Origin of the sequence: Streptacidiphilus sp. MAP12-16 (genome assembly GCF_041262165.1) — a bacterium.
GTDB lineage: Bacteria > Actinomycetota > Actinomycetes > Streptomycetales > Streptomycetaceae > Streptacidiphilus.
Window position 1 is genome coordinate 135,787 of sequence record NZ_JBGCBY010000001.1, and the last position, 21,811, is coordinate 157,597.

At 72.0% G+C, this 21,811-nt stretch carries 21 protein-coding genes; 15 read left to right on the top strand and 6 right to left on the bottom strand.

Translation table 11 applies throughout. The features are described from left to right. Positions 1 to 58: 58 nt before the first annotated feature. Together proC and ABIA33_RS00590 are read left to right on the top strand one after the other, a co-directional pair. Positions 59 to 868, top strand: coding sequence for a pyrroline-5-carboxylate reductase (gene proC / locus ABIA33_RS00585; RefSeq protein WP_370075690.1), 810 nt, complete (start codon positions 59 to 61; stop codon positions 866 to 868). A gap of 20 nt (positions 869 to 888) precedes the next feature. Beyond that, positions 889 to 1,542 (top strand): HAD family hydrolase, encoded by a 654-nt coding sequence (locus ABIA33_RS00590; protein ID WP_370075692.1) that lies wholly within the window; start codon positions 889 to 891, stop codon positions 1,540 to 1,542. A 20-nt stretch (positions 1,543 to 1,562) separates the two neighbouring features. Here the strand turns inward: ABIA33_RS00590 and ABIA33_RS00595 are convergent, their stop codons facing one another. After that, entirely contained in the window at positions 1,563 to 3,392 is a 1,830-nt protein-coding gene (locus ABIA33_RS00595) for a M23 family metallopeptidase (protein WP_370075694.1), read from the bottom strand. 220 nt (positions 3,393 to 3,612) lie between these two features. Here ABIA33_RS00595 and ABIA33_RS00600 point away from each other — a divergent pair, with 220 nt between their 5' ends. The 7 genes from ABIA33_RS00600 (at position 3,613) to ABIA33_RS00630 (ending at position 10,160) form a co-directional block, all read left to right on the top strand. Continuing rightward, positions 3,613 to 4,833, top strand: a complete 1,221-nt coding sequence (locus ABIA33_RS00600; RefSeq protein ID WP_370075696.1) for an MFS transporter — start codon at positions 3,613 to 3,615, stop codon at positions 4,831 to 4,833. Continuing rightward, positions 4,830 to 6,026, top strand: a complete 1,197-nt coding sequence (locus ABIA33_RS00605; protein WP_370075698.1) for an acetoin utilization protein AcuC — start codon at positions 4,830 to 4,832, stop codon at positions 6,024 to 6,026. Before ABIA33_RS00600 ends, ABIA33_RS00605 begins: the two co-directional genes overlap by 4 nt. A gap of 54 nt (positions 6,027 to 6,080) precedes the next feature. Beyond that, positions 6,081 to 6,932 carry a phosphatase gene (locus ABIA33_RS00610; RefSeq protein WP_370075700.1) on the top strand — a complete coding sequence of 284 codons (852 nt, stop codon included), beginning with the start codon at positions 6,081 to 6,083 and terminating at the stop codon, positions 6,930 to 6,932. A 125-nt stretch (positions 6,933 to 7,057) separates the two neighbouring features. Beyond that, a complete protein-coding gene (locus ABIA33_RS00615) occupies positions 7,058 to 7,267 on the top strand; it encodes a helix-turn-helix domain-containing protein (protein WP_030261033.1) in 210 nt (69 codons plus the stop codon). Between the two features lie 216 nt (positions 7,268 to 7,483). Next, complete coding sequence (locus tag ABIA33_RS00620) at positions 7,484 to 7,582, top strand: 30S ribosomal protein bS22 (RefSeq protein WP_003948845.1); 99 nt, start codon at positions 7,484 to 7,486, stop codon at positions 7,580 to 7,582. Positions 7,583 to 7,797: 215 nt separating this feature from the next. Further along, a complete protein-coding gene (locus ABIA33_RS00625) occupies positions 7,798 to 8,871 on the top strand; it encodes an NAD-dependent epimerase/dehydratase family protein (protein ID WP_370075702.1) in 1,074 nt (357 codons plus the stop codon). Then, on the top strand, positions 8,868 to 10,160 hold the full coding sequence (locus ABIA33_RS00630; protein ID WP_370075704.1) for a lysophospholipid acyltransferase family protein: 1,293 nt from the start codon (positions 8,868 to 8,870) through the stop codon (positions 10,158 to 10,160). Before ABIA33_RS00625 ends, ABIA33_RS00630 begins: the two co-directional genes overlap by 4 nt. A gap of 76 nt (positions 10,161 to 10,236) precedes the next feature. Here ABIA33_RS00630 and ABIA33_RS00635 read toward each other — a convergent pair whose 3' ends face one another. The 3 genes from ABIA33_RS00635 to ABIA33_RS00645 all read right to left on the bottom strand — a co-directional run bounded on the left by ABIA33_RS00635 (position 10,237) and on the right by ABIA33_RS00645 (position 13,855). Then, the gene (locus tag ABIA33_RS00635; RefSeq protein ID WP_370075706.1) at positions 10,237 to 11,463 is read right to left on the bottom strand and encodes a DUF5667 domain-containing protein; all 1,227 of its coding nucleotides are present in this window, start codon (positions 11,461 to 11,463) and stop codon (positions 10,237 to 10,239) included. Positions 11,464 to 11,660: 197 nt separating this feature from the next. Further along, positions 11,661 to 12,476 carry an ECF subfamily RNA polymerase sigma factor, BldN family gene (locus ABIA33_RS00640; RefSeq protein WP_370075708.1) on the bottom strand — a complete coding sequence of 272 codons (816 nt, stop codon included), beginning with the start codon at positions 12,474 to 12,476 and terminating at the stop codon, positions 11,661 to 11,663. Positions 12,477 to 12,910: 434 nt separating this feature from the next. Then, positions 12,911 to 13,855, bottom strand: coding sequence for an HAD family hydrolase (locus tag ABIA33_RS00645; RefSeq protein ID WP_370075710.1), 945 nt, complete (start codon positions 13,853 to 13,855; stop codon positions 12,911 to 12,913). Between the two features lie 62 nt (positions 13,856 to 13,917). Between ABIA33_RS00645 and ABIA33_RS00650 the strand changes: the two genes are divergently transcribed. From ABIA33_RS00650 to hemB, 6 genes are all read left to right on the top strand, one after another. Continuing rightward, positions 13,918 to 14,196 carry a glutaredoxin family protein gene (locus tag ABIA33_RS00650; RefSeq protein WP_370075712.1) on the top strand — a complete coding sequence of 93 codons (279 nt, stop codon included), beginning with the start codon at positions 13,918 to 13,920 and terminating at the stop codon, positions 14,194 to 14,196. A 382-nt stretch (positions 14,197 to 14,578) separates the two neighbouring features. After that, positions 14,579 to 15,442 (top strand): redox-sensing transcriptional repressor Rex, encoded by an 864-nt coding sequence (locus tag ABIA33_RS00655; RefSeq protein WP_370075714.1) that lies wholly within the window; start codon positions 14,579 to 14,581, stop codon positions 15,440 to 15,442. Positions 15,443 to 15,509: 67 nt separating this feature from the next. Next, positions 15,510 to 16,862, top strand: coding sequence for a glutamyl-tRNA reductase (locus ABIA33_RS00660; protein ID WP_370075716.1), 1,353 nt, complete (start codon positions 15,510 to 15,512; stop codon positions 16,860 to 16,862). Between the two features lie 179 nt (positions 16,863 to 17,041). Then, on the top strand, positions 17,042 to 18,085 hold the full coding sequence (gene hemC, locus ABIA33_RS00665; protein WP_370075718.1) for a hydroxymethylbilane synthase: 1,044 nt from the start codon (positions 17,042 to 17,044) through the stop codon (positions 18,083 to 18,085). Beyond that, complete coding sequence (locus tag ABIA33_RS00670) at positions 18,082 to 19,767, top strand: uroporphyrinogen-III synthase (RefSeq protein ID WP_370075720.1); 1,686 nt, start codon at positions 18,082 to 18,084, stop codon at positions 19,765 to 19,767. Before hemC ends, ABIA33_RS00670 begins: the two co-directional genes overlap by 4 nt. A 19-nt stretch (positions 19,768 to 19,786) precedes the next feature. After that, positions 19,787 to 20,803, top strand: coding sequence for a porphobilinogen synthase (hemB, locus tag ABIA33_RS00675; protein WP_370075722.1), 1,017 nt, complete (start codon positions 19,787 to 19,789; stop codon positions 20,801 to 20,803). 147 nt (positions 20,804 to 20,950) lie between these two features. Here hemB and ABIA33_RS00680 read toward each other — a convergent pair whose 3' ends face one another. Together ABIA33_RS00680 and ABIA33_RS00685 are read right to left on the bottom strand one after the other, a co-directional pair. Further along, on the bottom strand, positions 20,951 to 21,295 hold the full coding sequence (locus ABIA33_RS00680; protein WP_370075724.1) for a rodlet layer protein: 345 nt from the start codon (positions 21,293 to 21,295) through the stop codon (positions 20,951 to 20,953). A gap of 47 nt (positions 21,296 to 21,342) precedes the next feature. Then, entirely contained in the window at positions 21,343 to 21,687 is a 345-nt protein-coding gene (locus tag ABIA33_RS00685) for a rodlet layer protein (RefSeq protein ID WP_370075726.1), read from the bottom strand. Positions 21,688 to 21,811: the final 124 nt, after the last annotated feature.

Here is a 21,811-nt window from a genome sequence, read left to right on the forward strand (position 1 = left end):
CGGTACCCGGTGCGAGGATGTGGGCAGCACCAGTCAGCGCAGCTGCACGGAGGTCCCCATGACGCAACGAGTCGCCGTCCTCGGCACCGGCAAGATCGGCGAGGCCTTGGTCTCCGGGCTGCTTCGGGCCGGCAAGTCCCCGTCCGACGTGGTCGTCACCGCCCGCCGCCCCGAGCGCGCCGCGGAGCTGCGCGAGCGCTACGGCGTCGAGGCCGTCGGCAACGCCGAGGCGGCCAAGACCGCCGACACCCTCATCCTCACCGTGAAGCCCCAGGACATGGGCGCGCTGCTGGACGAACTCGCGGAGCATGTCTCCGCCGACCGCCTGGTGATCTCCGGTGCCGCCGGTGTGCCGACGGCCTGGTTCGAGGAGCGCCTCGCGGCCGGAACCCCCGTCGTCCGGGTGATGACCAACACCCCGGTCCTGGTCGACGAGGCCATGAGCGTGATCTCGGCTGGCTCGTACGCCACCGAGGAGCACCTGCTCCGTACCGAGGAGATCTTCAAACCGGTCGGCAAGACCCTGCGCGTCCCCGAGTCGCAGCAGGACGCGGCCACGGCGCTGTCCGGCTCGGGACCGGCGTACTTCTACTTCCTGGTGGAGGCGATGACGGACGCGGGCATCCTGCTCGGACTGCCCCGCGCGGTCGCCCACGACATGATCGTCCAGGCTGCGGTGGGCGCCTCGGTGATGCTGCGCGACTCCGGCGAGCACCCGGTGAAGCTCCGCGAGGCCGTCACCTCCCCCGCGGGCACCACGATCTCCGCGATCCGCGAGCTGGAGAACCACGGAGTGCGGGCCGCGTTGCTCTCCGCGCTGGAAGCGGCCCGCAACCGCTCGCAGGAGCTGGCCTCCGGCGGGAAGTGAGACAGCCATAGGGTGGGCGTGTGCGCTACGACCTGGTGATCTTTGACAATGACGGTGTGCTCGTGGACAGCGAGCCGATCTCCAACCGGCTGCTCGCCGACTACCTGACCGAGCTGGGCTTCCCCACCACGATCGAGGACTCCTACCGGGACTACATGGGTGCGGCGGCCCACACCGTGCATGACGTGATCGCCGAGCGCCACGGCGGTGCTCGGCTGCACGACAGCTTCGACGAGGACTTCCACGCCCGCGTCTTCGCGGCCTTCCGAGAGCAGCTCACCCCGGTCCCCGGCGCGGCGGATCTGCTGAAGCGGGTCAGCGAGTCGGGGGTGCGCTACTGCGTCGCGTCCTCGGCGCACCACAGCTGGATCCGCACGGCGCTGGAGACGTGCGGGCTCTCCTCGTTCTTCGCGGAGGAGCAGCTGTTCAGCGCGCAGGACGTGGGTCGGGGCAAGCCCGCTCCCGATCTGTTCCTGCACGCGGCTCTGACGATGGGCGTGCGGCCGGAGCGCTGCGTCGTCCTGGAGGACAGCCCCCTCGGCGTCGCGGCCGCTCGCGCGGCGGGGATGGACGTCTTCGGCTACACCGCCCTGACGCCGCGCGAACGCCTCGCCGGTGCGACCGGTCTCTACGCCGACTCGGCTGAGGTGGCGGAGCTGATCGGCCTGCGTTGAGCGCCTGAACGGCGTCGGTCTTAGTCCGGGAGGACGAGGCGTCGGCCGCGCAGCGGATCGCCGCGGAGCCCGGTGAGGCGGAAGGGCAGTCCCACGCCGCCGCCGGGGGCGGCCTGTGAGGTACGGGTCTCGGCACGGAGGTGGAGGGCGGGCTCGGCGCCGTCGCCGGAGTCGCCGACGGCGGCGACGGGCGTACCCGCCGTGACGTGCTGGCCGCGCCGCACCCGGACGCTGTCCTGGCGCAGCCAGCAGAGCACGATCAGGGCCCGGCCGGTGTCGATGGCGACGTGGTTCCCCTCCGGATGCTCGACGGAGGGAGCGTAGGGGTCGTGGTCGGGCAGGCCGTCCACGGCAGCGACGACCACGCCGTCGCAGGGGCTCAGCACGGGATGCCCGAAGATCGCGTAGCGCTCGTTGGTGGCCGGTGCCAGACCCAGCGCCCGCCGGCCGCGCCACTGCGGGCCGTCGCCGAGCTGGACGAGGTCGACGGCGTAGCGGCGGTGGCGGTGGGAACCGGGCGTCAGCGACTCCTGCGCGTACCGGTTCACGGCCGGTCCGCCGCCCTCGACGAGGGTGAAACAGCCGCCGCGCAGGGGTGGACCGAGCGTCAGCGGGTGCGCACTCGGGGAGGGCTGGATCGGTCTGGTGCGCCGGTAGGTCCAGCCGGCGAGGCCGAGCACGGCGGCGAAGAGGACGATCTCCAGCAGCCCTGGCATCGTCCAGGGCAGCCCGGGTCCGAACGCGGGCAGCGCGCGCAGCCCGGCCAGGACGGCGAGGCCGACGGCGACCAGCGGCAGCACGCGGAACCAGGGCGGGAGCGCGTGGGTGGGTCCGGTGCGCAGCGCGTACCAGGCCAGCGCGGGCGTGGTCGCGGTGAGCAGCAGCCAACCGGTCGCGGTGCCGGTGAGATACGGCAGCAGCGCGGCGGCGAGGGCGGCGGCGAAGTACCCGGCGGTGAGGCGCTGCAGCGCGACGGCGCTGGGGGCGCGCGGCGCGCGGGCCACGGACGCCACCGCGGCGGGCGGGGGTGGGGGCAGGGGCGGAATGGTGGGCGGATACGTGGGGCGGGGCGGCACCAGCAGCTCGGCGACAGCCTCGACGGTGGTGGCAACGGCGGCCCTGGCGGGTGTGGTGGTGGCACCGCTGGTGGCCCGTGCGGCGCTGTCACTGGCGTTGGTGGCACCGGCGGTGGCGGGTGCGGCGCTGGCTCCGACAGCGCTGGCATTGGCGTTGGTGGCACCGGCGGTGGCGCGTGTGGCGCTGGCTCCGGCGGCGGCACCGGCCCTGGAGGGTGCGGTGCTGGCATCGGCCCTGGCGGGGGCGTGGGCGGCTCCGGCGGTGGCACCTGCGGCTGGCGCGAGGGGGCCGACACCGGTCGGTGCGGCGACGGCCGCGGGTACGCCCGCTGACGCCGCGTCAACCGCGTCCGCCGTATTCGCCACGTCCACCACGTCCACCTCGTCCACCACGTCCAGCCGGGTCTGTGACGGCACCGCGCCCGCGCTCTGACGTGCCGTCAGTGCGCCGGGCCCGGTGACCAGCGTGGTCAGCCGCCCGGCCGTGTCGGTCCGCGCCCAGACCAGCTCCGCGCCCTGCGCGAACTGCAGCCGGTACAGCTCCCGCTGCGGCCGAACGCCCCGCAGTTTGCCGTGGCGGTCTCGGAGTGCGTCCACCGTCGCCTGCAGCCGGTCCAGCGGTACGCGGACGAGCAGCTCGGGGCCAAAGGCGTCGGCGCTGAGCAGCTGCCTGCCGAACACCACCGCCAGCGCCCGCGCCGTGGGGTCCTGGGGCGCGCTGCGGCGGAGCGCGTTGCGGCGGAGCGGGAAGAGGAGTCGGTCGCGCGTACCCATCAGTTCCCCTTTCTGGGGTGTGCCTGCGTACGGGTCGGCAGCGGTGGCCCCCTGCTGTCGACGGCCACCCGCTCTCACGGTAGGCAACGAGTCGGGCGGGGAGCGGGACCGACGTGGGTTGCGGGTTGCGATCTTTTCCCCGGAGGGGGTTCCCGTCCGCGAGCGGAGTCCGTACGCTCGCGCCAATCGTTCGAGTACTGGCCAGTAAGGGCGTGCGGGGATGTCAGCAGGGATCGCGCACACATCGGCGCAGATGCCGTCACGGCTGCGGCAGGCGCGCCTGGCGCTGCTGGTCAGCTATGTCGCCCAGGGAACAGTCTTCGCCCTGCTGGTGACCCGGATCCCGGACATCCAGACGCAGTACGGCATCAGCGACGGCACCCTGCCGATCTTCCTGGCCGCTGTTCCCGTGCTCGCCGGAGTCGGCAGCATCTCGATGGAGTGGGTCGTCAAGCGCACCTCGCCCAGGGCGGTGCTGCGCATCGTCCAGCCGGTGGTGTGCCTGACCCTCGCGGGCGTCGGCGCCGGCGACCGGATGTGGGAGGCCGCCGTGGCGCTGGCAGCCTTCGGTCTGATGGTGGGCGGGCTGGACGCCAGCCAGGCGATGTCCGCCGTCGCCCTGCAGCACCGCTTCGGCCGCAGCATCATGCAGGGCTTCTACGCCGCGTTCAGCCTCGGCGGCATCCTCGGTGCGCTGCTCGCCTGGGCCGGCGCCAACTGGCACATCAGCCAACTGGCGCTGCTGGGGACGACCGCGCTGGTGACGATCCCGATCGTGGCCGCGGCCGGGCTCCGCTACGCCGGTCCCGCCGAGCTGGGGGACGCGGTGGAGGAGGCCGTGGCGGCGGCTGCCCGCTCGATCCCCTGGAAGCCGTTGCTGCCGCTCTGCCTGGCCATGTGCGTCGCCTACATCGCCGACGCGACGGTCTCCAACTGGAGCGCCAAGTACATGCAGGACCTGCTGCACAGCTCCGCCCGGATGCACTCGATGCCCTACGCCGCCTACATGGTGGTGATGCTGCTCGGCCGGCTGTTCGGCGACGGCCGGGTGCAGCGCTGGGGCAGCGTCCGCACGGTGCAGCTGGGCGCGGTGGTGTGCGCGGTGGGCTTCCTGCTGGTCGCGCTCGCCCCCGGTGACTGGACCGCCGTGGTGGCGTTCGCCGTCGTCGGTCTGGGCATCAGCGTGGTCGTGCCGCAGGTCTTCGCGGCCGGTGGACGGCTGTTCCCCGGTGCGTCGGACGCGGCCGTCGCCCGCCTCAACATCTTCAACTACGTCGGCTTCCTGGTCGGCTCGCCGCTGGTCGGCGCACTCGCGGGCGGCCTCAGCTACCGGATCGCGATGCTGGTGCCGATGGTGCTGGTGCTGGCGATCCTCGCGGTCAGCAAGGCGTTCGGGGCACCGGCGGTCGTTCCGGCTGAGGCCGATACCGTTGCGGTATGACATCGCAGCCCTCCTCTGAGCACTCCTCACCTGCACCGCTGCAGCTCCAGTGGGACGACGCCGTCACCCGTTACGACTTCGGCCCGGACCACCCCATGGACCCGGTGCGGCTGTCGCTGACGATGTCGCTGGTCCGCTCCTTCGGCCTGGACCGGCTGCCCAACGTCACCGTCCACGCCGCCCCGGCGGCAGGCGACTCGACCCTCGCGCTCGTCCACGACCCGGCGTACGTGGCGGCGGTCCGGCAGGTCGCGGCGACCGGCGTCCCCGACCTGGCACGGGGACTGGGCACCGAGGACAACCCGGCGTTCGATGCCATGCACGATGCGTCGGCGCTGATCGCAGGTCAGTCGGTGGCGGCGGCGGAGGCGGTCTGGAGAGGCGGCAGAGCCGTAAACTTCGCGGGCGGGCTGCACCACGCAATGCCCGGCAGCGCCTCCGGCTTCTGCGTCTACAACGACGCCGCGCTCGCCGTCGCCCGCCTGCTGGAACTCGGCGCGGAGCGGGTCGCCTACGTGGACGTCGACGTCCACCACGGAGACGGAGTCGAGCGTGTCTTCTGGAACGACCCCCGGGTGCTCACCATCTCCCTGCACGAGCACCCCCGCACCCTGTTCCCGCAGACCGGCTGGTCCGAGGAGATCGGCGGTCCGGAGGCGGCGGGCACCGCGGTGAACCTGCCGCTACCCGCCGGCACCGGCGACGCCGGATGGCTGCGCGCGTTCCACGCCGTCGTCCCCGAGCTCCTCGCCGCCTTCCGCCCGCAGGCCCTGGTCACCCAGCACGGCGCGGACACCCACATCGAGGACCCGCTGGCCCACCTCGCCGTCAGCCTGGACGCGCAGCGCACCGTCGCCGCCGCCCTCGCCCGACTCGCGGACGAACATGCCCAGGGCCGCTGGCTGGCCCTCGGCGGCGGCGGGTACGCGGTGGCCGACGTCGTCCCCCGCTCCTGGACCCACCTGGTCGCCATCGCCGCAGGCCACCCCGTCGCGCCGGAACAGGAGACCCCCGAGGACTGGCGGGCCGAGGTGCTCCGCCGCACCCGGCAGCACGCTCCCGAGCGGATGACCGACGGCATGCCGGCCCTGTGGAAGGACTTCGACGGCGGCTACGACCCGGCCGACCGCCTCGACCAGGCCGTCCTGGCGACCCGCCGCGCCGTCTTCCCCCACCACGGCCTGCTGCCCTGACCCGGCCGTACCGACTCGCCCGCACGGCGGCCGCATCGCTGCGACACTGGCGGCGTGATCGATGCCGAGGAGCTGTACGCCCATATCGTGGCCAACCGCATCGCCGGGCAGGTCGCCACGCCCCGCGAGGACAACCTCAGCAAGTACGCCCGGTTCGCGCGCCGCGACCCCGAGGTGCTGTTCGGCCTCGACCCGGAGGGCGAGTGGACCGAAACGGACGTGCTGGCCCTGATGGCGGAGCGCTGCGGAGTGTCCCCGGACCCGGCGCACCGGCACGGTCAGGACGTCATCGACCCGGAGTTGACGATCCGTGCCCTCGACGCCCTCGCCGAAGTCGTGGCCAGGACGGCCGCCCGCGGCGGCTCGGTCCTTCTCGGTACGGGGCACCCCAGCCGACTGCTCGAATTCCACGCCGCCATCGGCGAGGGCCTGCGCTCCGCCGGCTGCGCCCTGCTCACTCCGGCGCGCAACAGCCCCTTCCTGATGCACTCCGCTCGCGGCACGCGCGCCTGCGCGCTCGACTACGTGCAGCGCGTGGGAGTCGTGAGGGTGTATGAAGGGGCGCCCCCGAATGGAGCGCGGGACTCCGCCGCGGCCGACCCGGGGGCCCTGTCCGAGCCGGTGCACACCCATTCGCCGCAGCCGGTCAGGATCGCCCTCGCGGCACTCGCCGAGAGCGGCGAACCCCTGCCTGACCTGGTGCTCGGCGACCACGGCTGGGCCTGCGGGGCGGGCCGGATGGGCGTGCCGGCGGTCGGTCTCGCCGACTCCAACGACCCGGGCGTGTTCGTCGGGGAGGCGGAGGGGGAGGTCGAAGTGGCCGTCCCGCTCGACGACGGTGTGCGATCGGACTGCTACGGATTGCTGAGTGCCTACGTACTGCAACAGGCTGGTATGTCTCGGTAGTGCTGGGTCGCTCCCCCCTCTTCCCACTAGTACCACCCGCACCTACTCTGGGTATACGCGTGTGCTGGCTGGAGTCACCGGAGGGGAAGCCGGTGCCCGTCACACGGATAAGGGTCGGTGTTGTCATGGCGTCTGGAGAGCGGCCTCTGAACGAGGTCAACTTCCTCACCGTGGCGGAAGTCGCCTCGGTGATGCGAGTGTCGAAGATGACCGTGTACCGCCTGGTGCACAGCAGTGAGCTGCCCGCGATTCGTGTGGGCCGCTCCTTCCGGGTTCCGGAGCAGGCGGTCCACGACTATCTTCGCGAGTCCTACGTGGGACGGGAGACCGCGTAGGCACGAGTAGCCGGTCGGGCGGCCGAACGGCCGGGCCGATCAGGACGAGAGCACAGCGCCAAGCGGTCCGGTCGGGGGTGCAGACTCCCGGCCGGACCGCTGTTCTGAACACGGATTACGCCCTGGGGCCAGGTTTCGGTACGCTGGTGGCTTACGTCAGTCGTTTGGACTCTGACTCCCGCTCCTGCGGGTTTGTCCAGTGAGTGAGGGTTGTCAGTGGGTTCCGTAATTAAGAAGCGCCGCAAGCGTATGGCCAAGAAGAAGCACCGCAAGCTTCTCAAGCGCACGCGCGTTCAGCGTCGCAACAAGAAGTAGGACCCCCAGGGGTCGCCGCCGCCCGCTCCGACGCTACTGTCGGAGCGGGCGGCGGCGTTTGCGAGTGTCGTGCGGGCAACGCGCAGGTGACGTAACCGCACACAGACTCACGTCGACCTGACATTCTCAGGCAACAGGCGCGATGTAGCCTCAGCCCTTGAGAGGTCTCGAGAGGTCTCGGAGCCTCCGCGCCTCAGGCGGGAAGGGACTGTCCGTTGGGAAAAGTCGTGCTCGTGACCGGGGTCGCCCGGCATCTGGGAAGCCGCTTCGTCCAGGCGATCCGCAGGCAGCCGGGAGTCGACCTGGTCGTCGGCGTCGACCTGCAGCCCTCCACGCACGACCTGGCCGGGACGGCCGACGGCGCGCCGCTCGCCGACTACATATTCGTACGCGCCGACATCCGCCGCCCGACCGTGGCCCGCTTCATCGCGGAACACGTCGTCGATACCGTGGTCCACCTGAACGTCAGCACCACCACGCTCGGCTCCACCAGCCGTTCCACGGTGAAGGAGACCAACGTCATCGGCACCATGCAGCTGCTCGCTGCGGTGCAGAAGGCGTCCAGCGTGCAGCGCCTCGTCGTGAAGTCGACCACCAGCGTGTACGGTTCGGCGCCCCGCGACCCGGCGGTGTTCCACGAGCGGATGCAGCCCAAGGTGTTCCCCACCGGCGGCTTCGCCAAGGACGCGGTCGAGGTCGAGGGCTACGTACGCGGTTTCTCCCGGCGCCGCCCGGACGTGGCCGTCAGCGTGCTGCGCTTCGCCAACATCGTGGGCCCGCACGCCGACACGCCCCTCAACGAGTACTTTGCGCTGCCCGTGCTGCCGACGGTGCTCGGCTACGACCCCAGGCTCCAGTTCATACACGAGGACGACGCGGTCGAGGTGCTCCGGCTCGCCGCCATGGAGCCCAGGCGCGGCACGACCAACAGCGGCACCTTCAACGTCGCGGGCGAAGGTGTGATGGTGCTGTCGCAGGCGGCACGCCGACTCGGCCGCCCCACCGTGCCGATGCTGCTGCCGGCCGTGAGCTGGGTCGCCGGAATGGCAAGGCAGACCCGGCTGCTGGACTTCTCGCCGGAGCAGATGCGGCTGCTCACCCACGGCCGGGTGGTCGACACGACCATGCTGCGGGAGACCTTCGGCTACACCCCCGGCTACACCACCGAAGAGGCACTGGCCGATCTGGCCCGCAGCACCCGTTCGGGCCTGCTGCCTCCGGGGCAGGTGGCCAGATGGACATCAAGGGTGGCGGAACTGCTGCCGATCAGCGGAGGGAAGAGGCGATGAGCTCGGCGAGGGAGCAGGCCGGTACGGGCAAGGCCGGTACCGGGAAGGCGGGGCGCGGCAAGGGCGGCAGGCGCCGCACCGCCGCGGCTGCGACCGTGGACGACGGCCGGGCCAAGGTGATCCCGATCGGTGCCGGACGTGTCGGCAGTGCCCCGGCGCGGACCCGTGGCGGGAGTGACGCGGCGGACCTCGCGCCGACGCCGCCGGTCCCGCTGCGACCGGCTCCCGTCGCCCGGGCCGCCGGCGACGAGCCGTCCGTCCCGCCCGCGCGCGCTGCTGACAGCGGTGCCGGAGCCGGTGGCGGCGTCGGTGGCGGCGTCGGCGTCGGCGATGGCGCTGGTGCGGCAGAGGCTCCGCAGGCGCACCGCGGGGTCGCCGACGCCGTCGCGGGAGCGGTCGGCCACGCGCTCGCGGGGCCGCTCGGCGGGATCGCCGGCCGGCTTCTCGGCAAGGGCTGGGAGGAGCGGGCCGCCGGCGGGCTGGAGTTCCTGCGGCGCCGGCTCACCGGCGAGTACGAGGTGGACGAGTTCGGCTTCGACTCGGAGCTGACCGAGAAGGTGCTGCTCACGGCGGTGCGTCCGCTCGCCGAGAAGTACTTCCGGCTGGAGGTGCGCGGAGCGGAGAACCTGCCCACCAGCGGGGGTGCGCTGGTCGTCGCCAACCACTCCGGGGTCCTGCCGCTGGACGCCCTGATGACGCAGATCGCGATCCACGACCACACCCCGACGCAGCGTCATCTGCGGATGCTCGCCGCGGACCTGGTGTTCGTGCTGCCCGGCGTCAACGAGCTGGCCCGGAAGGCCGGCCACACCCTCGCCTGCAACGAGGACGCGCAACGGCTGCTGGAGCTCGGCGAGATCGTGGGGGTGTGGCCGGAGGGCTTCAAGGGCATCGGCAAGCCCTTCGCCGACCGCTACAAGCTGCAGCGCTTTGGCCGGGGCGGCTTCGTCTCCTCGGCGCTGCGTGCCGGGGTGCCGATCGTGCCGTGCTCCATCGTGGGCGCGGAGGAGATCTATCCGATGATCGGCAACGCCAAGACGCTGGCCCGGGTGCTCGGCCTGCCCTATGTGCCGATCACGCCGACCTTCCCGTGGTTGGGGCCGCTCGGTGCGGTGCCGCTGCCGACGAAGTGGACCATCCAGTTCGGCGAGCCGATCCCGACGGACAGCTATCCGCCGGAGGCGGCGGACGACCCGATGCTGCTGTTCAACCTCACCGACGAGGTCCGCGAGACGGTGCAGCACACGCTCTACAAGCTGCTGGTCCAACGGCGTTCGGTGTTCTTCTGACGCAGTGAGAGGCGGGGCCCGCTACCGGGCCCCGCCTCTCGCGTACGCGCACGCTCAGCCGACGTTCAGTCGGCGTTCAGCCGCCGATCAGACCGATGCCGATGCTCGGCAGCAGCCCCGGGATGAGCGGCGGCACGGTGACGCCGTTGCCGCCGCCCGGGGTCGCCGAGGGACTCCCGCCGCCCGCACCCGCGGAGGTCCCCGCCGAGGGTGTGCTGGAGGGTGTGCTGTTGCTGCCGAGCAGGCCGCCGGTCAGGCCGCCCACCAGTGCGCCGTTGCCGCCCCCGGTCGGACTGGCGCCCGGTGCGTTGCCGTGCAGGGTGCCGGTGCCGGTCGTGGTGCCGCCCTGGGGAGTGCTGCCGGTGCCCTGCACGGAGCCGTCGGCGCCACCGGTGGCGGACGCCGAGCCGTCGCCACTGGGCTGGGCCGACGTCGAGTCGCTCACGCTCGGCGCGGGGGTCAGGTGCAGCGGTGCCAGATCCGCGCTTATCCCGGAGAGCAGGCTCTCCACCCGGCCGGCCACCGGGTCGAGCTGGGCGTCGAGCTTGGGTTCGATCGCGGCGAGACGCTGCTGCTGGGAGTCGGCGAAGTCGGCGAGCTGCCGCAGCGGGGCCAGCGAGTGGTTCTGCTGGTAGATCGCCCTGAGCAGGTCGCGCCCCTGGGAGCCCTCGGTGTTCATGTCCGTGAGCGCCCGGGAGACTTCGGCGACCATGTGCGGACTGAGCGCCTGCCCCGGCTGCTGATGGGACATCAGCAGCTGCGCCTCGGACATACGCTGGGTCGCGTGGTCGAGCAGCAGCCGACCCCGTTCCTCGTCGGAGCCGGCGAAGTTGAGCTGCCAGTCCTCGAGGCCGCGCTTCATGCCGTAGAGGGAGTCCCCGGGGACGGACGAGGAACTGGCCGCGGCGACACCGCCGAGCGCGCCCATGGCCATCCCGGCGGCCAGGCCGCCGACGGCCAGCCGACGGCCCCAGCGGGAGTTCGGGCGGAACCTGCGAGCGGCCTCGGTCGCGCGGTGGGCGCCGCGGCGGCGCTGCTCGGGGACTGCGGCCCCGCCGCCGCCGGCGAAGGCACGTTCGAACTCGGCCATGAGCTGCGCGCGTTGGGTGAGCTTCACGGCGGCGTCGAACACGGGCACCGGAACGGCGCCCAGCGCGTCCACCGCCGCCATCATCGGTGCGAACTGGCCCTCGGACAGGGCTCCTTCGGTTGAGGGCCCCTGGGGGGCCGCAGTGCTGGGGCGGTCCTCCACAGCGTCAGCGAAGGCTCTCGCCCTGCGGTGCTCGAGCACGTTGGCTGTCATGGGCAGCACCTCCTCTCGTCGTTGTCGACAACTCGGCCGACCGGACGGTTGCGCAGTCGTGCCTGGGACCACCCCAAAGGGTGACGCTCGGCCCCGAAGGGGCTTTGCACTCTGCGCAACGAGCGGCGGGGATGCTCGGTTACGCACGCGCGATCATGAATGGGTGCGTGAGGGTGACAGGTCATGGGTTGGGTTGACTACCTGGCGTCGCTCGGAAGGAGCCGGGCCAGGGTGCGGACGGCCCGGTACTGGAGGGTCTTGATGGCGCCCTCGTTCTTGCCCATGATCCGTGCGGTCTCGGCGACCGACAGGCCCTGCAGGAAGCGCAGTCGTACGCACTCCTGCTGCTGCGGATTGAGCCGGTGGACCGCGTCCAGCAGTGCGGCGTTGGACAGCGACTCCAGGACCGAGTCCTCCGGACTGCGCTCGCACTCGTTGGAGTCGAGCATCTCGCCGGTGGTGACCTCCAGCCGGAAGCGGCTGGACTTGAAGTGGTCGGCGACCAGGTTACGGGCGATGGTGACCAGCCAGGCCCCGAAGTCCCGGCCCTGCCAGGTGAAGGTGCCGATCCGGCGCAGCGCGCGCAGGAAGGTCTCGCTGGTCAGGTCCTCGGCGGTGGCTCTGCTGCCGACCCGGTAGTAGATGTACCGGTAGACGGTGTCGGAGTAGTGGTCGTAGAGCCGACCGAAGGACTCGCTGTCACCCTCCTGGGCCCGTTCGACCAGCTTCATGATCGGGTTGTCGGCGCTGGTGGCGGTCTCGTCCCGGTCCCAGGAGGAGTTCCGGGTACGGGAGGAGGCCGGGGAGGTGCGGGTGCGCAGCGCGACCGAGGTGCGTGGCGGGCGGGCGGCGACCGTGGGGCGGAGCGGGCCGTCCACCCCTCCGGCGACGGCGAGGGCGTTGAGGGGGGACAACTGCTCGCGTACCAGGGTGCGCAGCAGCTCCAGGCCGCCGGCGGTGCCGTCGGGGGCCAGGGAGGGTGCAGGCGCGTCGTTCCGGACGTGTGGGTACACGGGACTCCCAGAGGCAGAACTGTTTACGTGCAGTGCGGGCCCGCTCGCCCAACGTGGGACACCTGGGCTCCGGCGTGCGTCTGACGAGAATAACGCTTCGTGCAACAACAGCTACACCCTGTTGCTGAATTCGCCGCTTGAGTCACATCAGTTACGGGTTGGTGGCACTATGTGATCGGCTGTGCCCAGCAGAATGATCACTCATCCGCCGCGGTTTGATCACTTGTCAGCGAACGGTGAACGATCGGTTGACGTTTCCCTCGCGCCGACGCGCCAACCCACGAATTCAGGACGCCTCGAGGCGATCAGAAACGGTCAGCCCGCCCGATCGGGCCGCTCTGATCGGGCCGCCCTGATCAGCTCAACCCTTGATCAGCTCAACCCTGGATGAGCTCGGCCCCTGATCGGATCCGGCCCCGTCGGCTCCGCCCCGATCAGCTCCGGCGGTGGTGGGCGCGGTTGCGGTACAGCGCCAGCGCCGCCGCGGTGCCGCCGGCCGCCGCCCCCAGACCGGCCGCGGCGGGGATGCCCACCCTCGCGGCCTTGCGCCCGGTGCGGAAGTCGCGCACCCGCCAGCCCTGCTCGCGGGCGTGTCGGCGCAGCTCCGCGTCCGGGTTGATCACATACGGGTAGCCCACCAGGGACAACATGGGGATGTCGTTGGAGGAGTCGCTGTACGCCGCACAGCGGTCCAGGTCCAGGCCCTCCTGCGCGGCCAGTGCCTTCATCGCCTCCGCCTTGGCGGGACCGTGCAGCGGCTCGCCGACCAGTCGCCCGGTGTACACGCCGCCCAGTGCCTCGGCGACCGTGCCCAGCGCGCCGGTCATCCCCAGCCGCTTGGCGATCACCCTCGCCGCCTCCTGCGGTGCGGCCGTCACCAGCCACACTCGCTGCCCGGCCTCCAGGTGCATCTTCACCAGAGCCCGGGTGCCCGGCCAGATCTTCTCGGCGATGTACTCCTCGAAGACCTCCTCGCAGATCGCCTCCAGGTCGGCCACCCGGTGGCCCTGGACGATCGAGAGGGCGCTCTCCTTGGCGTCCGCCATGTGCCCCGCGTTCTCCGCGCCGTGCAGCCGGAAGTAGGCCTGCTGCCAGGCGAAGCGCAGCAGCTCGCGGTGGCTGAAGAACTTGCGCTTGTACAGGCCGCGACCCAGGTAGAAGATCGCCGCGCCCTGCACGATGGTGTTGTCGCAGTCGAAGAACGCGGCCGCGTGCGGGTCCGGCGCCAGGTCGGACGGCGGAGCGGCCCGCCCGGTGTCGGGGCCCGTCCCGGTCGAGACCGAGGCGGCCGAGTCCGCCTCGGCCGCCTGCGCGGCGGCCGTACCCGCCAACACGGCGGAGGAACGCTTCTCCTGGGGGAGCTTTCGCAGCCTGGACATACGGCGAGCATAGCCAGCGGAGCGTTGCGGGCAGGCATCGGCAGCGAGGCAGAATGGGGAGCGTGAGCCCTCTGCTGCGCCGTGAACCCAGGAAGAGCCCCGCCGACCATCTGATCACGCTGATCGGCAAACCCGACTGCCACCTCTGCGAGGACGCCCGCGCGGTGGTGGCCCGCCTCGCCGACGAGCTCGGCTTCAGCTGGGAGGAACGGGACATCAACCAGGACAAGGAGCTGTTCGACGAGTACGCGGAGCAGATCCCGGTCACCCTGATCGACGGCAGGCAGCACGACTTCTGGCGGGTCGACGAGAGCCGGCTGCGCAAGGCGCTCGGGGCCTGAGAGGCCTGCTGGGGCCCCTGAGGGACCTGAAGGGCCCCGAGCTGACTCCGCAGTCGCTTTATGGGATCTGCTGGTTGTCTGCTTAGCATCGAGATGTTGTGTGCCAAGGGGGGCGGAGCACGTCACACCGGACGTGCTCCCCGAACCCGAGGAGTGGAAGCGTGTCCCCCTTGCCGGACCCCCCTCCGGGCCTGATCGCCGCCGCCCCCGTCGTCGCCCTCCTCGACGTCGCCGCGGCCCACCCGGAAGCGACGCGCGGCACCCTGACGGGGTGTGCGTGATGCGCGTCACTCAGCGGGGACAAATCGGACACCATCTTTGTGCACACGTTCACAAACGCATAGCCTGGCGTTCGCAGCCCAGCTTCACCCACAGGAGCACCGTGGCAACTGGACGTTCCACCCCAGCCTCACCGCCCCCGGGCGGCGCCCAACGGCGCGTCCGCGGACGCGGGATTCCCGACGCGACGGTCGCGCGGTTGCCGCTGTACCTGCGCGCGCTGACGGCGCTCTCCGAGCGGTCGGTGCCGACGGTCTCCTCGGAGGAGCTCGCCGCCGCCGCCGGGGTCAACTCGGCCAAGCTGCGCAAGGACTTCTCCTACCTCGGGTCGTACGGCACCAGGGGCGTCGGCTACGACGTCGAGTACCTCGTCTACCAGATCTCCCGCGAGCTCGGCCTGACCCAGGACTGGCCGGTCGTCATCGTCGGCATCGGGAACCTGGGCCACGCCCTCGCCAACTACGGCGGTTTCGCCTCCCGCGGCTTCCGGGTCGCCGCCCTGCTGGACGCCGATCCGGCCCTGGCCGGGCAGACGGCGGCCGGGCTGCCGGTGCGGCACATGGACGAGCTCGAGGACATCATCCAGTCCGAGCACGTCTCCATCGGCGTGATCACCACGCCGCCCGGCGCCGCCCAGCAGGTCTGCGACCGCCTGGTCGCGGCCGGGGTCACCAGCATCCTCAACTTCGCGCCTACTGTGCTCTCCGTGCCCGACGGCGTGGACGTGCGCAAGGTCGACCTGTCGATCGAGCTGCAGATCCTCGCCTTCCACGAGCAGCGAAAGTCCGGTGAGGACCACCTCGTGGACGAGCCGCCGGCAGTAGTCTCACGGCCTGGGTCCGGAGCGAAGGCGGTCGCCGCCGCGGCCGCCCGCAGCGTGTCCCGGGCCCGACGGGGCAGGGCGCCCGCCTCGTCGGAGGCGGACCGCGGCGAGGACGGCGAGCTGCCGGCGGTGATGCCGGCATGACTCCGGTGGAGAGAGCAAGCGCAGCGAGTGGGGCGAGCACGGTGAACCTGGGAAGCGAGGCAGAAGCATGAGCCTGCTGGTACTGGGCCTCAGCCACCGCACGGCCCCGGTCGGGCTGCTGGAGCGGGCCTCGCTCACCGGGGACGCGCCGGAACGGCTGTTGCACGCCGCCGCCGCGGCCGTGCCGGTCGGCGAGGCCGCGCTGGTCGCCACCTGCAACCGGATCGAGCTGTACGCGGACGTGGACAAGTTCCACGCCGGCGTCGCCGACCTGTCCGTGCTGCTGGCCGAGCACAGCGGAGTCGACCTGGAGGAGCTGACCGCCCACCTCTACGTCCACTACGAGGACCGCGCCGTGCACCATCTGTTCTCGGTGGCGTGCGGGCTGGACTCGATGGTGGTCGGCGAGGGGCAGATCCTGGGCCAGCTGCGGGACGCGCTGTCCCTGGCACAGGAGCAGCACACCGCCGGGCGCGGGCTCAACGAGCTGTTCCAGCAGGCGCTGCGGGTCGGCAAGCGGGCACACAGCGAGACCGACATCGACAAGGCCGGGCAGTCCCTGGTCACCTTCGGCCTGGAGCGGATCGCCGAGGGTGCGGGTCCGATCGAGGGCCGACGCGCGCTGGTCGTCGGCGCCGGGTCGATGAGCTCCCTGGCAGCGGCGACGCTCGCCCGCGCCGGCGTCGGAGAACTGGTCATCGCCAACCGCACACCTGAGCGGGCGGAACGGCTGGCGGCGACGCTGGCCGAGTTCGGCGCGCGCACCGTCCCGTTCGCCGAGGTGGCGACCGCGCTCGCCGAGGCGGACGTGGTCATTTCCTGCACCGGGGCGGCCGGGATCGTGCTGTCCGCGCAGGACATCGCCGCAGCGGCGGCCAAGCGCGCGGGGAGTACCCCGCTGGCGGTGCTGGACCTGGCCCTGCCACGGGACGTCGACACCGCCGCGCACGGCCTCGACGGCGTGCACCTGGTGGACCTGGAGACTCTCGCCGAGGCGGCGCAGCACAACGACGACGCCGCCGGGGCGCTGGACGTCGACGCGGTCCGCCGCATCGTCGGCGCCGAGGTCGACGCCTTCGGCGCGGCCCAGCGCGCCGCCGCGATCACCCCGACCGTGGTCGCCCTGCGCGCCATGGCCTCCGAGGTGGTCAGCTCCGAGCTGGAACGCCTCGACGGCCGGCTTCCGGAGCTGGGGCCCCGGGCCCGCGCAGAGCTGGCGCAGACCGTCCGGCGCGTCGTGGACAAGCTGCTGCACTCGCCCACTGTGCGGGTGAAACAGCTGGCCGGGGAACCCGGTGGGGCCTCGTACGCGGAGGCGCTGCGCGAGCTCTTCGACCTCGACCCGGGGGCGGTCCAGGCTGTCGCGGAAGCCCCCGCGAGACTGCCGCTGCAGCCGACGGCCGGCGGTGATTCGGCGTGACGGATCGTCAGCAACAGGGCGGCGAACGGCTGTCGGCGAGGCAGCCGACGCCGTTCGGAGGCCTGCCCAGCACGCTAGCAGTGGGCCCGCGCGGAGCCGTCGGCGGGGGTCCGCCCACGCCGTCCGCACAGCAGGACCCGCAGAACATCCGAACCGAGCACGACCGGGATGATCATGTCATGAGTGGCCAACTCAGCACCGCAGCACCATCCGAGACGGGAACGAGCGGACCCCCGCTCCGCCTCGGCACCCGTCGCAGCGCCCTCGCGACCGCCCAGTCCGGGCAGGTCGCCGAGGCGGTCTCGGATGCCACCGGCCGCCGGGTCGAGCTGGTGGAGATCACCACCTACGGCGACACCTCGCGCGAGCACCTGGCGCAGATCGGTGGCACCGGGGTGTTCGTCTCCGCGCTGCGGGACGCCCTGCTCGCCGGCACGATCGACTTCGCCGTCCACTCGCTCAAGGACCTGCCGACCGCCGCGCCGCAGGGCCTCGCGCTCGCTGCCGTGCCCCCGCGTGAGGACGCCAGGGACGCGCTGGTCGCCCGGGACGGGCTGACCCTGGAGGAACTGGTCGAGAAGCACTCGTCCGGTCCCGCCAAGGCCCGGATCGGCACCGGCTCCCCGCGCCGGACGGCCCAGCTCAACGCCTGGGCGGCGGCGAACGGCGTGGAGCTGGAGACCGTGCCGATACGCGGCAACGTCGACACCCGGATCGGCTACGTCCGGTCCGGCGAGCTCGACGCCGTCGTCCTCGCCGCCGCCGGGCTCACCCGGCTCGGGCGGCTCGGCGACGCGACCCAGATCCTGGACAGCACGCTGATGCTGCCCGCCCCCGGACAGGGAGCGCTGGCCATCGAGTGCCGGGCGGACGACGCGGAACTGGTCGCCGCCCTCGCCGTCCTCGACGACAGGTCCACCCGGGCCGCCGTCACCGCCGAGCGCGCCCTGCTGGCCGCGCTGGAGGCGGGCTGTTCCGCCCCCGTGGGCGCCCTGGCCGAGGTGCAGCGTCGCACCGAAGGTCCGAACGGCCCCGCCGACGAGCTGTTCCTGCGAGCACTCGTCGGCACCGTTGACGGCTCGTCCGTCGTGCAGTTGTCCGCCACCGGCGCCTTCGGGCCCGAGGCGGCGTCCGAGCAGGCAGCGGCGGCCCTGGGCCGCGAGCTGGCGGCGCGGATGCTCGCCGAGGGCGCGGCCGGTCTGATGGGGGAGCGAGCCAAGTGAGCCCCGCTAAGCATTCCGTCGTCCCGAAGGGCACCCGCCCGGTCGGCCAGGTCACCTTCCTCGGAGCCGGTCCCGGCGACCCGGGCCTGCTCACGCTGCGTGCGGTCGAGGTGCTGTCGTCCGCGGACGTGCTGGTCGCCGACCCGCTCACGGCGGCGGCGGTTCGCGTCCACTGCCCCAGCGGAGTGGAGCTGCACGACGCCGACGCGCTGCCGGAGACCTTCGTCCTGGACGGAGACGGCTACGTCGACAGCAACGCCGCACTCACCCGGCTCTTCCCGTCGGTCCAGGCGGGCCGGCACGTGGTGCGCACCGTCGACGGCGACCCCGGCCTGGACGGGCGGGCCGCCGAGGAGATGCTGGCCTGCGCGCAGGCGGGCATCCCGTTCCAGGTGGTACCCGGCGTGGCCCAGTCCGTGGGCGTCCCCGCGTACGCGGGCGTGATGCTGCGGGCCGGCCGCCCGGCCGCCGACGTCCGCTTCGTCGACGCCTCGCACTGCGCGCCCGAGTCCTACGACTGGGCCAACCTGGGCGTCTGCGACGCCACCCTGGTCGTCCGCACCCGGCTCGGCTCGCTACCCGGCTCGGCGACGGCGCTGGTCGCGCAGGGCCGCAAGCCGGACACCCCGGTGTCGGTGACCCTGGAGGGCACCACTACCCGGCAGCGCACCTACACCGCCACCCTGGGCACCCTGGCCGCCGAGCTGAAGGCGGCGCGGGTGCTGCCCTCGCCGGTGTCGGCTCCGGTCAACCCGGCCAGCAGCGTGATAGCCGTGGTCGGCGAGCAGGTGGCTCAGCGGTCCTCGCTGTCCTGGTTCGAGACCAAGCCGCTGTTCGGCTGGAACGTGCTGGTTCCGCGCACCAAGGACCAGGCGGGGGCGCTCTCCGAGCAGTTGCGCTCCTACGGCGCGGTGCCGTCGGAGGTGCCGACCATCGCCGTCGAGCCGCCGCGCACCCCGCAGCAGATGGAGCGCGCGATCAAGGGCCTGGTGACGGGCCGCTACGAATGGATCGCTTTCACCTCCGTGAACGCCGTCAAGGCGGTCCGGGAGAAGTTCGAGGAGTACGGACTCGACGCCCGCGCCTTCGCCGGGATCAAGGTCGCGGCCGTCGGCGAGACCACCTCGCAGGCGCTGGTCGACTTCGGCGTCAAGCCCGACCTGGTGCCGAGCGGCGAGCAGTCCGCCGCCGGACTGCTGGAGGACTGGCCGCTGTACGACCCGGTCTTCGACCCGATCGACCGGGTGCTGCTGCCGCGCGCCGACATCGCCACCGAGACCCTGGTCGCCGGGCTGGTCGAACTCGGTTGGGAGGTCGACGACGTGACGGCCTACCGGACCGTGCGCGCCTCGCCGCCACCGGTCGAGACCCGCGAGGCGATCAAGGGCGGCGGCTTCGACGCGGTGATCTTCACCTCGTCCTCGACCGTCCGCAACCTGGTCGGCATCGCGGGCAAGCCGCACAACGTCACCGTCATCGCCTGCATCGGCCCGGCGACGGCCAAGACCGCGGAGGAGCACGGGCTGCGGGTGGACGTGCTCGCGCCCGCGCCTTCGGTCGCCGCGCTCGCCGAAGCACTGGCAGACTTCGGAGCGGCCCGCCGCGACGCAGCGACCCAGGCGGGTGAGCAGGTGTACCGCCCGAGCGAGCGTCGCCCGGGCTCGCGTAGGAAGGCCCGCTAACGCCATGTCAGGTGAGCGCATGTCTGCTGACTCCTCCCGTGACCACTCCCGGTCGGTTGAGACCCCGGTCGTCCGTCCGCGACGCCTGCGCACGACCCCGGCCGTGCGCCGCCTGGTCGCGGAGACCCGGCTGCACCCGGCCGAGCTGATCCTGCCGCTGTTTGTCCGCGAGGGCGTGAGCGCGCCGGTGCCGATCAGCGCCATGCCCGGCGTGGTCCAGCACACCAGGGACACTCTGCGGAAGGCGGCCGTCGAGGCGGCCGAGGCGGGCGTCGGCGGCCTGATGCTCTTCGGCATCCCCGCGGTGCAGGACGCGACCGGCTCCGAGGGCACCAACCCGGACGGCATCCTGCAGCAGGCCATCCGTGACGTGGTCGCCGAAGTCGGCGACCAGGTCGTGATCATGTCCGACCTCTGCCTGGACGAGTACACCGACCACGGCCACTGCGGCGTGCTCGCCGCGGACGGCTCGGTGGACAACGACGCGACCCTGGAGCGCTACGCCGAGATGGCCGTGGTGCAGGCCGACGCGGGCGTCCACATGGTCGGGCCCTCCGGCATGATGGACGGCCAGATCGCGGTCGTGCGAACGGCGCTGGATGCGGCGGGCCACCAGGACGTGGCCGTTCTCGCGTATACCGCGAAGTACGCCTCCGCCTTCTTCGGCCCGTTCCGGGAGGCCGTCGGCTCCTCGCTCAAGGGCGACCGCAAGAGCTACCAGCAGGACCCGGCGAACGCCCGGGAGGCGCTGCGCGAGCTGGAGTTGGACCTCGCCGAGGGTGCGGACCTGGTGATGGTGAAGCCGGCCATGGCCTACCTGGACATCCTGCGTCAGGTCGCCGACCTGAGCCCGGTGCCGGTGGCCGCCTACCAGGTGTCCGGCGAGTACTCCATGGTCGAGGCCGCCGCTGCCAACGGCTGGATCGACCGTGAGCGCGCGATCATGGAGACGCTGACCTCCATCCGCCGCGCCGGAGCCAACCAGGTGCTCACCTACTGGGCCGTCGAGGCGGCCGAGTTGCTGCGGCGCCGCTAACGACCAGGTCGTAACGCCCGTCGTAACCGCGCGGGCCATCGCGCGTCCTCAGCGGCAGCGGCGCAGCAGAGACGACGAGCGGGCCGGGGACGATGTCCCCGGCCCGCTGTGCACTTCTCGGAGGGTCGGTGAAGCCTCGGCGCTGCGTCAGCCGATGAGGTGCGAGACGCCCGAGTCGCCGGTGCCCTGGGTGGTCTGGCCGACGTCGCAGATCTGCTTCGGGGTGCTGTTCAGGATCGGAACCTCGACCGGGACAGCGACACCGATGACGGCCACGGCGATGTTGTGGACCTCGGGCAGGCAGATGTTCGGGTTGTCAATGGTGTGGAAGTTGGGGCTGTGGTCGCCCCAGGTGCCGGTGACGTTGGTGCCGCCGGGGCCCTGGAGGGAGCTGGTCGAGCCGTCGGAGTTGCTGATGGCCGAGGCCGGGCTGGCAACCATGGCGATACCGGCCGCGGCAACGCCGACAGCGGCGAGAGCCTTCTTGTACATGGGGGGATTCCTCTCGTTGTGTGTGGGTTGTGCCCTGAAGCAGTGCGTCAGCCGATGACGTGCGAGACGCCCGAGTCGCCGGTGCCCTGGGTGGACTGGCCGACAGCGCAGTACTGCTTCGGCTGGCTGTTGAGGACCGGAACCTCGACCGGGACAGCGACACCCAGAACCGCCACCGCGATGTTGTGGACCTCGGGCAGGCAGATGTTCGGGTTGTCCAGGAAGTGGAAGTTGGGGCTGTGGTCGCCCCAGGTGCCGGTGACGTTGGTGCCGCCCGCGCCCTGAGCCGACATCGTCGAGCCGTCGCTGTCGGAGATCGCGGAGGCGGGAGCGGAGGTCATCGCGAGTGCGGCGGCGGCGACACCGGCGGCGGCGAGAGCCTGCTTGAACATGTGAATCCTTCTCTGCTGGGTGCGTTCTTTACCGGCTGGGTCGTTTTCTTCAACGAATCCCAAGGCTTCTGGTTGCGCATCCATCGGGGCGAATCCCAGTGATTTCGCGCGAGACTCGAAGCCG